Origin of the sequence: Burkholderia sp. Bp8984, assembly GCF_003853755.1 — a bacterium.
Lineage (GTDB): Bacteria > Pseudomonadota > Gammaproteobacteria > Burkholderiales > Burkholderiaceae > Burkholderia.
Window position 1 is genome coordinate 102126 of record NZ_QTQN01000006.1, and the last position, 12986, is coordinate 115111.

Consider the following 12986-nt stretch of genomic DNA (forward strand, 5'->3'; position numbering starts at 1 on the left):
TCCGGAAACATGGGCAATCGGTCCATATCGAAAATGAGCGGAGTGGAATTGGCCGTGCCGCCGGTTCTCGATATGCCGTTCGGAAAACAATCGCGCCGGGTCGTCCAGCGACGCGGCGCAGTCAACGCAATCAGGATGCGAACATGTTGAAAGTCACCAAGGCCGTGTTCCCCGTCGCCGGTCTCGGCACGCGGTTCCTCCCGGCAACGAAGGCGAGCCCGAAGGAAATGCTGCCCGTCGTCGACAAGCCGCTGATCCAGTACGCGGTCGAGGAAGCGATCAACGCCGGTATCACCGAGATGATCTTCGTGACCGGGCGCAGCAAGCGCGCGATCGAGGATCACTTCGACAAGTCGTACGAGATCGAGGCCGAACTCGAGGCGCGCGGCAAGGAAAAGCTGCTCGAACTCGTGCGCGGCATCAAGCCGAGCCACGTGAACTGCTTCTACGTGCGCCAGCCGGAAGCACTCGGCCTCGGCCATGCGGTGCTGTGCGCGGAGAAGCTCGTGCACGGCGAGCCGTTCGCGGTGATTCTCGCCGACGACCTGCTGCATGGCGAACAGCCGGTGCTCAAGCAGCTCGTCGACGTGTTCGACCACTATCACAGCTCGGTGATCGGGGTCGAGACGATTCCGCGCGAGGACAGCCGCTCGTACGGCGTCATCGAAGGCCGCGAGTGGGAAGAGGACATCATCAAGCTGTCGGGCATCATCGAGAAGCCGGCGCCGGAAGACGCGCCGTCGAACCTCGGCGTGGTCGGCCGCTACGTGTTCATGCCGACGATCTTCGATCACCTGCGCAAGCTCAAGCCGGGCGCGGGCGGCGAACTGCAGCTCACCGACGCCGTCCAGTCGCTGCTCGCGAACGAACAGGTGCTCGCGTATCGCTACTACGGCACGCGTTTCGATTGCGGCAGCAAGATCGGCTACCTCAAGGCGACCGTCGAACTCGCGCTCCAGCATCCGGAAGTGAGCCGCGAATTCGAGGCGTACCTGCGTACCTGCCTGCCCGCGCTGGCTGCTGTCGCATAAGCAGCCGCGCTGCTCCGCTGTTTCAGGTGGTGGTTGTTCCGTTGGCCCCGGCGGCCTTGTGCGCCGGGGCTTTTTTGCGTGCATTCGCCGCGCAGGCGTGGGGCGGCGGCTGATCGGCGGTGCTGAATCCGGGCTGCGTCGAACGGGTGCGTGCGCGACGATTCCGGTGCGCCGCTCAGCGCGGCGACGTGCCCGGCCGTGCGACGAAGTACCGGGCCAGCATCGCGGCGATCGGCTTCTTGAAGTCGAGCAGGCGTTTTTCCAGATAGCGCCACGACAGATGCGCGAGCAGCACGGCGAGTGCGAACTGCAGCAGTTCCGGCAGCACGTCCCGGGCGATTGCGGGCATCGGCACGCGCGCGAACAGCGTGGGCATCTCGCCGAGACGTGCCGGAATCAGGTTGTGGAACAGGTAGAAGCCGTAGCTGATCGTGCCGAGATAGACGAGCGGCGCCCAGTCGAGCAGTGCCACGGCCGGGTGGTCGGGTTCGGTGACGATCCACAGCATCAGCGCGCCGAGCGACGCGGACAGGCCGAGATCCGTAAGCCCCGTGACGACGTCCGGCAGCGTCGTGAGCGCGGGCAGCGCGAGGAAAAGCGCGACGCCGGCGGCGCCGAGCCAGCCGGGCGGAATGAGGCGGACGACGTCCTCGCCGCGATCGGCGAGAGCCATTGCGCCGACGCCGCCCAGCGCGATCAGCGCGAAATTCCACGGGGAAAACGCGTAGATCAGCACCGGCGATGCGTCGACCGCGTAGAGCGCGAGATGCGCGAGCGCGCACAGCGCGACGGCCGCGACGCCGAGCGTGACGTGGCGCGCGGCCGGCACCGCGAGCAGCGTGAGCGGCGCGATCAGATAGAACTGCTGCTCGACCGCGAGGCTCCAGAAGTGCGACGTGGAGCCTGGCCAGCCGTCCTTGACGACGCCGATCCAGTAGTTCGACAGGAACGTGGCGTGCCACGCGAGCCCGAGATTGACGCCGCGCTGGTAGAACAGCGCGTGCGCGATCGCGAGCGCGGCGAGCAGCAGGTAGTAGACGGGAAAGATCCGCAGCGCGCGCTTCGCGAGGAATAGCGCCAGCGCATGGCGGCGCGTCATCGTGCCGCTCTCGATTGCCTGACGGTTGCGATGCAGTTCGCCGACGATCAGGAATCCGCTGATGAAGAAGAACGTCCACACACCGAGCTTGCCCACGTCGACAGCGAGGACGTGGCCCTTGTGGGACAGGAAAACGAGGATGACGGCGAGGGCTCGCAGGCCGTCGAGTCCTTTGACGTATCTGACTTCGCGCATGAAGGCATCCGGGGCACTGAGCGAGGTCAGTATAGGCGCGCAAATATCGAACGTAATTCGCGTTCGGACGCGTTTCGACGTATACGTGAAGGCGTTTTTCGTTGCTCGAGCGTCGGCGAAGTCGGTCGCGCGCAACAAAACCTGCGGGAAACCCCGCGAAAACGCATAAAAGTACTGCACGAAGCGTCACGGCGCTTGTAGAATCCGGCGTTGAAGCGCGCGCGTTGCACGCTTCGTGTATCCAACGACCACACCTGGTAGGAGAAACATGGCGACTTCCGCAAAAAAGGTGGCCAAGAAGGCTGCCGCACCGGCCACCAAGAAAGTGGCTGCCAAAAAGGCTGCGCCCGCGAAGAAAGTAGTGGCCAAGAAAGCTGTCGCGAAGGCAGCACCGGCCGCTCCGACGCCGCTGAAGGACAAGTTCACGAAGGCATCGCTCGCAACGCACATCGCTGAGCGTGCAGCTGTCGAAGTGAAGGCGGTCAAGGCAGTGCTCGTCGCGCTCGAGAACGTCGTGCTGGGCTCGGTCCACAAGAAGGGCGCAGGCGAGTTCACGCTGCCGGGTCTGCTGAAGATCACGGCGCAAGTCGTGCCGGCGAAGAAGAAGCGCTTCGGCAAGGATCCGTTCACGGGCGAAGAGCGCTGGTTCCCGGCAAAGCCGGCCAGCGTGCGCGTGAAGGCACGTGCGCTGAAGAAGCTGAAGGACGCGGCTGCGTAATGCCGCGTAACGGTCGCCGATTGCAGGTCGGCGGCCGTTGCGATGTCCGACGATCCCCGTACGCGAAAGCGTACGGGGATTTTTATTGCGCCGCGCAAATCGAGCGGCCGCGTCGGCATCGCACAGCGCGGATACGGCATGACGTGATGCGCATCCGGTGTCGCGGGCCGCTTGCGCGGATGGCCGGATCGTCGTGTTCGTGCCGGCGCGCGGTCTTGTATCGCTGCGCATTGCGCGTGTGTCGCGCGAGTCTCGCGTGATGAACGCAGCGATCGTTCCCGTCGGGATCGCCGACCAGGCGACTGCCGCGTGTGCGGCGATCGAGCGCCATCCCGGCGCGATGCCGCAGGCGATGCATCCGTTCGGATTCGGCTCGGCGTGCGACGGCGGGCCGACACCGCGCAGCGACATCGACCTGCTGGTCACGGTCGGCGCGTTCGCGCGCTACGCGCGACGGATCGTCGAAGCGATGCTGTCGACGTAGCGGCTCGCGAGCATGCCGCCGCCCGCGATTGCGTCGCGGCGCGATGCAATCCGGTGGACGACCGCGGTCGTGCGCGAACCGCGCGCGCTGCACATGCGTGCTGCTGCCCGCGCGAAGGGCACGCAGCGTCCGTGACTTCGTCAGCCCGCCGTGCCGGCGTATGCGGCCTTCAGCGCGGCGACGTCGAACTTCGTCATCTGCATCATGGCAGCGGCCACGCGCGCCGCCTTGACCTCGTCGCGGTCGGCCATCATCGGAATCAATGCGTCGGGCACGATCTGCCACGAGACGCCGAAGCGGTCACGCAGCCAGCCGCAGCCGTCGGCCGTGCCGCCGTTGTCGAGCAGCGCGCTCCAGTAGCGGTCGAGTTCCGCCTGGTCGGCGCAACTGATCATCAGCGAGATCGCATGGTTGAACGTCTCGGTGCGCGGGTGGCTCATCGCGATGAACGGCTGCCCGAACAGCTCGAACTCGACCATCCGGGTGCCGCTGGTGCCGGCGACCGCCGTGACGCGCACGACGCGCGAGTCCGGGAAAATGCCCGCATAGAAGGCCGCGGCTTCTTCGGCTTCCGTCGCGTACCAGAGGAACGGCGTGATCTTCTGAATCGTCATGGAGCGTCTCCTGTCGGGGGTGTCGGTGAGGAACGGGGCAATCTGCGTGCCGCCATCGATACGACGGACGAAGGCCGTCGAAATCGACACGTCGAAGCATAGTGCTTCGCGTCGCGGTATCGAAATCGGCAGGGTGGACACACATGCGTCCGTTGCGACGCCGGATCCTCCAGGCGCGCGTCAGCAGGAATATGGGAGCGCGGTGGCAGCCAGGGCGGCATGCGCCTGACCGGCCGTATGCCACGGTCCGACCGTGCAGGGTATCCGGATGCCTCCGGACACGCTTCCGGCGCGCGACAGATGGCCCAGACGCCGCTCCCGGCCGGTCGCCGTACCCACGGTGCCGCCCCCGGTCGCGGCTCGCCACGGCGGCGCCGGCAACGGACGAAAAAAAACCAGCCACGGCCGAAACCGGTGACTGGTTTTGCAGTTCGGCGGCACGGCGTCGGAGACGCCATGCACACCGGAAACGTACTTCTTAGAACTTGTGGCGAATGCCGAGTGCGACCAGTTCGGCCGAGCTCTTGCCAGCGAAGCCGTACGAAGCGATCGACGCTTGCGCGCTTTGCGTCGTCGTCGCGTCCACGCGCTGGGTGCCGCTCGCGTGCTGGTATGCGCCGACCAGGTAGATGTCCGTGCGCTTCGACAGCGAGTAGTCCGCGCCGATACCGACCTGGTGGTACTTCGCGTCCGTATCGCCGCTCGCCTTCGTGTACGAGTAGCCGAGGCCCAGCAGCAGCGGCGGCGTGACCTGGTACGTCACGAACGCGCGGCCCGTGTTGTACTTTTCGGTCGAGCCGAAGCCCGAGAATGCGTCCGGCTTGTACTGTGCGTTGCTGTAGCCGAGGCCGAACGTCACCGGGCCGAGTGCGTACTGGCCTGCGACTTGTGCGATCGCGATCGACTTCGCCGTTGCGTAACCCGAGTTGATCGGGCCGTCGATGATGTTGTCCGAGGTCGTCGAACCCCAGCCGCCGCGTGCAATCGCCGTCGTCGGCGACGGGTTGGCTGCGTAGAAGTAGCCTGCTGCAACGCCGACCGGGCCGTTGTTGTAGGCAGCTGCGACCGACCACGTCTGGCCTGCGCCCGTCTTGCCTGCAACGCCGCCGAGGGCGTACATGCCTTCGACCTGGAAGCCTGCCCAGACCGGCGACGTGTACTTGATTGCGTTGCTGACGCGCAGCGAGTTGTCGTTGTTGTCGACGTCGCCCGGCGTTGCCATCACGCTGCCGAAGTAGTTGTCAGCCGTGACTGCCTGGACCAGGTCGACCAGCGGGTCGTACTGGCGGCCGAGCGTCAGCGTACCGTACTGGGCGCTCTCGAGGCCGACGTATGCCTGACGACCGAACATGCGACCGCCCTGGTTCAGGTGGCCCGTGCCCGGATCAAAACCGTTTTCCAACTGGAAGATCGCCTTCAGGCCACCGCCGAGGTCTTCAGCACCTTTCAGGCCCCAACGGCTGCCTTGCAGGTTGCCCGACAGCATTTGCCACGAGTTGTTGGCTTGGCCGTCGTTGCCGTGGACCCATGCGATCGACGTATCGATCACGCCGTACAGCGTCACGCTCGACTGAGCGTGAGCAGCGCCAGCGGCGCCCAGCAGGGCGAGCGAGAGGGTCGAGAGTGCGAGTTTCTTCATCGTTGAGTATCTCCACGCAAATGATTCGTCATTCATTATTTGTTGCGGATTGGAGAATAGCTCAGTGCCATACCTGCAAGAAAGCTTAAAAAATAAAGTGTCTCGAAAAGGTAACAGCGAGAAAAAGTCTATATATATCAAGCACATCAAGGACTGTTCCTCTTTTTGAAATAGTTGACAATTGCTGCGCCGCGATTGTTGCAGCGGTTGGTGCGTTCGGCGGCGGAGGGGCGGGTTTGGCCGGTTGGCGCACGGAAATTGACGCGTGCAAACGTTTGCTGTTGCTGGCTGCATCGCGCGCTGATGCAAAGAGCGCATCAACGCGCGGCGGCCGGGTGGGTTGCGCAAGCGAAGGCAGTCGCGTAGGGCGACGATGCGGCGCGCGCGACGCGCGGCCGCGCGGAAAAAATACGTGGGGATTCAGTTGCCGCCTGAGCGATCGGCGGTGCGATCCGTCGGCGCGGCCGCAGCCGGGACGTTGCCGTTGCGGCGATGCGCATCGCCGCGCGCGGCCGCGAATTCCGCGCCGAGCAGCAGCACGGCCGCCGAGAAGTACAGCCACATCAGCAGGACCGCGAACGATCCGGCCGCGCCGAACGCACTGGCCGTGCCCGCGTGCGCGAGATACAGCGCGAACAGCTTCTTGCCGCCGGAGAACAGGATCGCGGACACGATCCCGCCGATCGTCGCGTCGTGCCATGCGACGCGCGCATCGGGCAGGAACTTCATCAGCGCGGCGAACGCGCCCGCGAGCACCGCGATGCCGACGAAGAACTGCAACAGGTTGGTGATCGCGACATACGGTGAATCGCCGAGCAGCCAGGTGCCGATGAACGTGATCGCGGTATCGAGCACGAGCGACACGATCAGCAGGAACGCGACGCCGAGCACGAGCCCGAACGAAATGAGCCGCACGCGCACGAGCCCGAGCATGCTCGACCAGCGGCTTTCCGTACTCGGCCAGATCACGGAAAGCGCGGTGTTCAGCGACGCGAACGTCGCCGACGCGCCGATCGCGAGCGCGGCGAACGAGATCAGCGTCGCGATGCCGCCGCGCTGGCCCGCGCGATGCGCGTTCTGCACGATCGTCTGGATGCTGGCCGCCGCATCGTCGCCGATCAACTGGTGGGCCTGCTCGAACACCTGGCCGCGTGCGGCATCGTCGCCGTAGAACCAGCCGGCCACGGCGATCACCATCACGAGCGTCGGCGCGAGCGAGAACGCCGAGAAGAACGCGATGCTCGCGGCCATCGCCGAGCAGCGGTCGGAGGAGAAGCGCCTGAACGCGTTGAGTGCCCAGTTGGCCTGTTGTTGCGCGAGGCGGGTCGCCTCGGACGTGATCTGTCGTTTCATGACGGTTCGGTTGTGCGTTGAACGCAGGACATCGGTGGATCGGCAAATCGGTATTGATCCGACGAATCGATCATAGTTGCCTGAACTGTCTATAATTCCTTTCAGTTTCACCCCACCCCACAAAAACGCCGAGACCATCATGCTACAAATGTCCCGGCGCCAGTTCCTGAAGGTGACGGCCACGTCGCTTGCCGGATCGAGTCTTGCCCTGCTGGGCTTTTCTCCGACGGAAGCGCTCGCCGAGGTCCGACAGTACAAGCTGGCGCGCACAGTCGAAACGCGCAACACCTGTCCTTATTGTTCAGTGGGTTGCGGCATCCTGATGTACAGCCTCGGTGACGGCGCGAAGAATGCGCAGCCGAGCATCATCCATATCGAAGGCGATCCCGACCATCCCGTCAATCGCGGCACGCTGTGCCCGAAGGGTGCGAGCCTGATCGATTTCATCCACAGCCCGAACCGCCTGACGCACCCCGAGTATCGTGCGCCCGGCTCGGACAAGTGGGAACCCATCTCTTGGAACGACGCGCTCGACCGGATCGCGAAGCTGATGAAGGCCGACCGCGACGCGAACTTCGTCGAGACGGCGGAAGACGGCGCGAAGGTCAACCGCTGGCTGACCACCGGCATGCTGGCCGCATCGGCGGGCAGCAACGAAGTCGGTTATCTCACGCACAAGACCATCCGCAGTCTCGGGATGCTCGCATTCGACAATCAGGCGCGTGTCTGACATGGCCCGACGGTGGCAGGTCTTGCCCCGACGTTTGGCCGTGGAGCGATGACGAACCATTGGGTCGACATCAAGAACGCGGACGTGATTCTCGTGATGGGCGGCAATGCAGCCGAGGCCCATCCGTGCGGTTTCAAGTGGGTGACGGAGGCGAAGGCGCACCGCAAGGCGCGGCTGATCGTCGTCGACCCGCGCTTCACGCGTACGGCCTCGGTGGCCGACTACTACGCGCCGATCCGCACCGGCACCGACATCGTCTTCCTGGGCGGTGTGATCAACTATCTGCTGACGAACGACAAGATCCAGCATGAGTACGTGAAGAACTACACGGACTTCTCGTTCATCGTGCGCGAGGATTTCGCGTTCAACGACGGCATCTATTCCGGCTACGACGCCGAGAAGCACGCGTATCCGGACAAATCGAGCTGGGACTACGAGCGGGGCGACGACGGCTTCGCGAAGGTCGACCCGACGCTGCAGCATCCGCGCTGCGTCTACAACCTGCTGAAGCAGCACTACGCGCGCTATACGCCGGACATGGTCCAGCAGACCTGCGGCACGCCGAAGGAGAAATTCCTGAAGGTGTGCGAGATGCTCGCGACGACGGCCGTGCCAGGCCGCGCCGGCACGATCCTGTACGCGCTCGGCTGGACGCACCATTCGGTCGGCGCGCAGATGATCCGCACCGGCGCGATGGTGCAGCTGCTGCTCGGCAACATCGGCATCGCCGGCGGCGGGATGAACGCGCTGCGTGGCCACTCGAACATCCAGGGCTTGACCGACCTCGGGCTGATGTCGAACCTGCTGCCGGGCTACATGACGCTGCCGATGCAGGCCGAGCAGGATTTCGACGGCTACATCAAGAAGCGCGTGCAGCTGCCGCTGCGGCCGAACCAGCTGAGCTACTGGAAGAACTACAAGGCGTTCCACGTCAGCTTCATGAAGTCGTGGTGGGGCGATGCCGCGACCGCCGAGAACAACTGGGCCTACGACTACCTGCCGAAGCTCGACAAGCAGTACGACCTGCTGCAGGCGATCGAGCTGATGAATGCCGGCAAGATGAACGGCTACATCTGCCAGGGCTTCAACCCGCTCGCGGCGGCGCCGTCGAAGGTGAAGACGGCGGCCGGCCTCGCGAAGCTGAAGTGGCTCGTGATCATGGATCCGCTCGCGACCGAGACGTCCGAGTTCTGGAAGCATCACGGCGACTACAACGACGTCGATGCGTCGAAGATCCAGACCGAGGTGTTCCGGCTGCCGACCACGTGCTTCGCGGAGGAAAACGGCTCGCTCGTCAGTTCGAGCCGCGTGCTGCAATGGCACTGGAAGGGCGCGGAGCCGCCGGGCGAGGCGAAGAGCGACCTCGAGATCATGGCGGGGCTGTTCCTGCGCATGCGCAAGATGTACCAGACGGACGGCGGCAAGTATCCGGACCCGATCGTGAACCTGACCTGGCCGTACGCGAACCCGGAAAGCCCGACGCCCGAAGAGCTCGCGATGGAGTTCAACGGCCGTGCGCTCGCCGACCTGCCCGACCCGAAGGATCCGGCCAAGACGCTCGTGAAGAAGGGCGAGCAGCTCGCCGCGTTCGCGCAGCTGAAGGACGACGGCACGACCGCGAGCGGCTGCTGGATCTTCTGCGGCGCCTGGACGCAGGCCGGCAACCAGATGGGGCGGCGCGACAACTCGGACCCGACCGGCATCGGCCAGACGCTGAACTGGGCGTGGGCCTGGCCGGCCAACCGGCGGATCCTGTACAACCGCGCATCGTGCGACGTCGCCGGCAAGCCGTTCGACCCGACCCGCAAGCTGATCGGCTGGAACGGCAGCGCGTGGAAGGGCCCCGACATTCCGGACTTCAAGGCGGACGAACCGCCCGAGAACGGGATGGGGCCGTTCATCATGAACCCGGAAGGCGTCGCGCGCTTCTTCGCCCGCGCGGGGATGAACGAAGGTCCGTTTCCCGAGCACTACGAGCCGTTCGAGACGCCGCTCGCGGCGAACCCGCTGCACCCTGACAACCCGCAGGCGCTGAACAACCCGGCTGCCCGCGTGTTCCCGGACGACCGCGCGTCGTTCGGCAAGGCATCGGAGTTCCCGCACGTCGCGACGACGTACCGGCTGACCGAGCATTTCCACTACTGGACCAAGCATGCGCGGCTGAACTCGATCATCCAGCCCGAGCAATTCGTCGAGATCGGCGAAGACCTCGCGAAGGAAGTCGGCGTCGCGCACGGCGATCGCGTGAAGGTGTCGTCCAAGCGCGGCTACATCGTCGCGGTCGCGCTCGTCACGAAGCGGATCAAGCCGCTGACGATCGAGGGCAAGAAGGTCCAGACGGTCGGCGTCCCGTTGCACTGGGGCTTCAAGGGTCTGACGAAGCCCGGCTATCTCGCCAATACCCTGACTCCGTCCGTAGGCGACGGCAACTCGTACACACCGGAATTCAAGTCGTTCCTGGTGAAGGTCGAAAAGGCGTAAGGGGGAAGAGATGGCATTGCAATCGCTGGATATCAAGCGCGTCTCGGCCACCACGACGCCGCCGCCCACGGCGCGCGAACCGGTGACCGGGAGCGTCGCGAAGCTGATCGACGTATCGAAGTGCATCGGCTGCAAGGCATGCCAGACGGCATGCATGGAGTGGAACGACCTGCGCGACGAAGTCGGCACCAACGTCGGCGTGTACGACAACCCGGCCGACCTGTCGGAGCACTCGTGGACGGTGATGCGGTTCGCCGAATACGAGAACCCGGCGGGCGACCTCGAGTGGCTGATCCGCAAGGACGGCTGCATGCACTGCGAGGATCCGGGCTGCCTGAAGGCGTGTCCGTCGCCGGGCGCGATCGTGCAGTACAACAACGGGATCGTCGATTTCCACGAGGAGAACTGCATCGGTTGCGGCTATTGCGTGACCGGCTGCCCGTTCAACGTGCCGCGGATCTCGAAGAAGGATCATCGCGCGTACAAGTGCACGCTCTGTTCCGACCGCGTCGCGGTCGGCCAGGAACCGGCCTGCGTGAAGACCTGCCCGACCGGCGCGATCGTGTTCGGCACCAAGGAGGACATGAAGCAGCACGCGGCCGAGCGGATCGAGGACCTGAAGGAGCGCGGCTTCGAGCATGCGGGGCTGTACGACCCGCAGGGCGTCGGCGGCACGCACGTGATGTACGTGCTGCACCACGCCGACAAACCGTCGCTGTACCACGGGCTGCCCGACAATCCGTCGATCAGCCCGATGGTGAAGCTGTGGAAGGGCATCGCGAAGCCGCTCGCGGTCGCCGGCCTCGCGCTGACCGCGCTGGCCGGGTTCTTCCACTACACCCGGGTCGGTCCGAACGAGGTCAGCGAGGAAGAGGAAGCCGCCGCCCGCGACGAGGCGCGACGCATCAAGGAGGACGCAAAATGAAGCACGACGACCCCAACCTGATCGTCCGCTACACGCCGAACGAGCGCACGAACCACTGGATCACCGCGATCACGTTCGTGCTGCTCGCGCTGTCCGGGCTCGCGCTGTTCCATCCGTCGATGTTCTGGCTCACCGCGCTGTTCGGCGGCGGCCAGTGGACGCGGATCCTGCATCCGTTCGTCGGTCTCGTGATGTTCGTGTCGTTCGCGATTCTCGTGGTGCGCTTCTGGCATCACAACACGCTCGACGCGGACGACCGCCAATGGCTGAAGCAGATCGGCGACGTGCTGACCAACCAGGAAGACAGGCTGCCGCCCGTCGGGCGCTATAACGCCGGACAGAAGCTGCTATTCTTCACGTTGGTGGCGTGCCTGCTGCTGCTCCTGCTGTCGGGGATCGTGATCTGGCGGCGCTACTTCTCGTTCTACTTCCCGATCGGGGTGATCCGCGCGGCCGCCGTCGTGCATGCCGTGGCGGCCTTCGTGCTGATCGCGAGCATCATCGTGCACATTTACGCGGCGTTGTGGGTGAAGGGCTCGATCGGGGCGATGGTGCGCGGCACCGTCACGCTGGGCTGGGCCCGCAAGCATCACCCGAAGTGGTTCCGTGAAAGCGTGAAATAACGCACTGGAGCGGGGCGGCTCGCCGATCGCGGCGGGCCGTTCCGTCAGCCGTCGGAATCGCCTGAAGCGCCGACCTGTCGGCGCTTGTTTATTTGGAAGACATTTTCGTGACACAACGCATTCTCGAACCGACCGAGATCTCGGCGCTCGATCATTCGGCCATTCCGCGCTTTCGCCTGCCGGAGCGCGGCACCGCGTTCGCCGCGCGTGCCGCCCGGCTGCGCAAGCTCGCCGACCTGAACCCGATCAGCGGCTACCTGCGGCTGATGGCGACCGTTGCCGACGCGCAGCACGCGACGCTGCAGGCGCTGGAACTGCCGCTGCCGTCGCCCGAAGCGATCGCACGCGCGCAACAGCATTCGATGCCCCTCGTGCCGGCGCTCGACGGCGGGCGCAACCCGCAGTGGCGGGCCGTGCTGTATGAACTGCTCGACCGCGTCGAAAGCGCCGGGCTCGTCAATCCGTCGCTCGCGAAGCTGCTCGACCGGCTGCGCCTGATGGCGCCCGCCGAACTCGACGCGCAGGCCGACGCGATCCTCGCGTTGCGCTTCGCCGAAGTCGACCCGGCCACCGCGCCGTTCCTGATGGCCGCGCTGCAGGTCGTCTGGACCGATCTCGCGAGCCGCGTGGCACCGGCCGACGTCCCGTATCTCGACCAGCCGGGGCTGTGCCCCGTGTGCGGCACGCATCCGGTCGCGAGCGTCGTGCGCGTCGGCGGCCAGTACCAGGGCTACCGTTTCCTGCAGTGCGGGCTGTGCACGACCGAGTGGCACATGGTGCGCACGAAATGTTCGCACTGCGACTCGACCAAGGGCATCGCTTACCACGGGATCGAAGGCGGCAGCGAAGCCGTCAAGGCCGAGTCCTGTGACGAATGCAAGACCTATCGCAAGATCGGCTACCAGGAGAAGGACTACGAGTTCGAGCCGCTGGCGGACGATCTCGCGAGCCTCACGCTCGACCTGCTGATGAACGAAGCCGGCTACCAGCGCAGTTCGCCGAACCCGCTGCTGTGGCCGGACATGTCGCGCGAAGCGGAATGACGGTACGGAGCCGGGGCGCGAGCGCCTGCGCCGGCTGCCTGCCGCGCATGG

11 protein-coding genes are annotated in these 12986 nt (G+C 65.3%); 7 read left to right on the forward strand and 4 right to left on the reverse strand.

Annotation, left to right across the window (positions count from 1 at the left end):
* Positions 1 to 143: 143 nt before the first annotated feature.
* Entirely contained in the window at positions 144 to 1031 is an 888-nt protein-coding gene (gene galU, locus DID98_RS08710) for a UTP--glucose-1-phosphate uridylyltransferase GalU (protein ID WP_124486375.1), read from the forward strand.
* Between the two features lie 175 nt (positions 1032 to 1206).
* On the opposite strand, the gene DID98_RS08715 is transcribed toward galU, so the two are convergent.
* Positions 1207 to 2325 (reverse strand): acyltransferase, encoded by a 1119-nt coding sequence (locus DID98_RS08715; protein WP_124521361.1) that lies wholly within the window; start codon positions 2323 to 2325, stop codon positions 1207 to 1209.
* A gap of 268 nt (positions 2326 to 2593) precedes the next feature.
* Here DID98_RS08715 and DID98_RS08725 point away from each other — a divergent pair, with 268 nt between their 5' ends.
* Entirely contained in the window at positions 2594 to 3043 is a 450-nt protein-coding gene (locus tag DID98_RS08725) for an HU family DNA-binding protein (RefSeq protein ID WP_011548077.1), read from the forward strand.
* Positions 3044 to 3302: 259 nt separating this feature from the next.
* The gene (locus DID98_RS08730; protein WP_260426287.1) at positions 3303 to 3527 is read left to right on the forward strand and encodes a hypothetical protein; all 225 of its coding nucleotides are present in this window, start codon (positions 3303 to 3305) and stop codon (positions 3525 to 3527) included.
* A 140-nt stretch (positions 3528 to 3667) separates the two neighbouring features.
* Here DID98_RS08730 and DID98_RS08735 read toward each other — a convergent pair whose 3' ends face one another.
* From DID98_RS08735 to DID98_RS08745, 3 genes are all read right to left on the reverse strand, one after another.
* Entirely contained in the window at positions 3668 to 4141 is a 474-nt protein-coding gene (locus tag DID98_RS08735; protein ID WP_124521363.1) for a VOC family protein, read from the reverse strand.
* Positions 4142 to 4619: 478 nt separating this feature from the next.
* On the reverse strand, positions 4620 to 5780 hold the full coding sequence (locus tag DID98_RS08740) for a porin (RefSeq protein ID WP_124486373.1): 1161 nt from the start codon (positions 5778 to 5780) through the stop codon (positions 4620 to 4622).
* 420 nt (positions 5781 to 6200) lie between these two features.
* A complete protein-coding gene (locus tag DID98_RS08745; protein ID WP_124521365.1) occupies positions 6201 to 7133 on the reverse strand; it encodes a YihY/virulence factor BrkB family protein in 933 nt (310 codons plus the stop codon).
* A 139-nt stretch (positions 7134 to 7272) separates the two neighbouring features.
* On the opposite strand from DID98_RS08745, the gene fdnG reads away from it, so the two are divergent.
* The 4 genes from fdnG to fdhE all read left to right on the forward strand — a co-directional run bounded on the left by fdnG (position 7273) and on the right by fdhE (position 12935).
* Positions 7273 to 10344, forward strand: a complete 3072-nt coding sequence (gene fdnG, locus DID98_RS08755) for a formate dehydrogenase-N subunit alpha (RefSeq protein ID WP_148091652.1) — start codon at positions 7273 to 7275, stop codon at positions 10342 to 10344.
* A 10-nt stretch (positions 10345 to 10354) separates the two neighbouring features.
* Positions 10355 to 11269: a formate dehydrogenase subunit beta gene (fdxH, locus tag DID98_RS08760; RefSeq protein WP_124521371.1), complete on the forward strand. Its 915-nt coding sequence runs from the start codon at positions 10355 to 10357 to the stop codon at positions 11267 to 11269.
* Positions 11266 to 11892 carry a formate dehydrogenase subunit gamma gene (locus DID98_RS08765; RefSeq protein WP_124486369.1) on the forward strand — a complete coding sequence of 209 codons (627 nt, stop codon included), beginning with the start codon at positions 11266 to 11268 and terminating at the stop codon, positions 11890 to 11892. Before fdxH ends, DID98_RS08765 begins: the two co-directional genes overlap by 4 nt.
* A gap of 107 nt (positions 11893 to 11999) precedes the next feature.
* On the forward strand, positions 12000 to 12935 hold the full coding sequence (gene fdhE, locus DID98_RS08770) for a formate dehydrogenase accessory protein FdhE (protein ID WP_185500372.1): 936 nt from the start codon (positions 12000 to 12002) through the stop codon (positions 12933 to 12935).
* Positions 12936 to 12986: the final 51 nt, after the last annotated feature.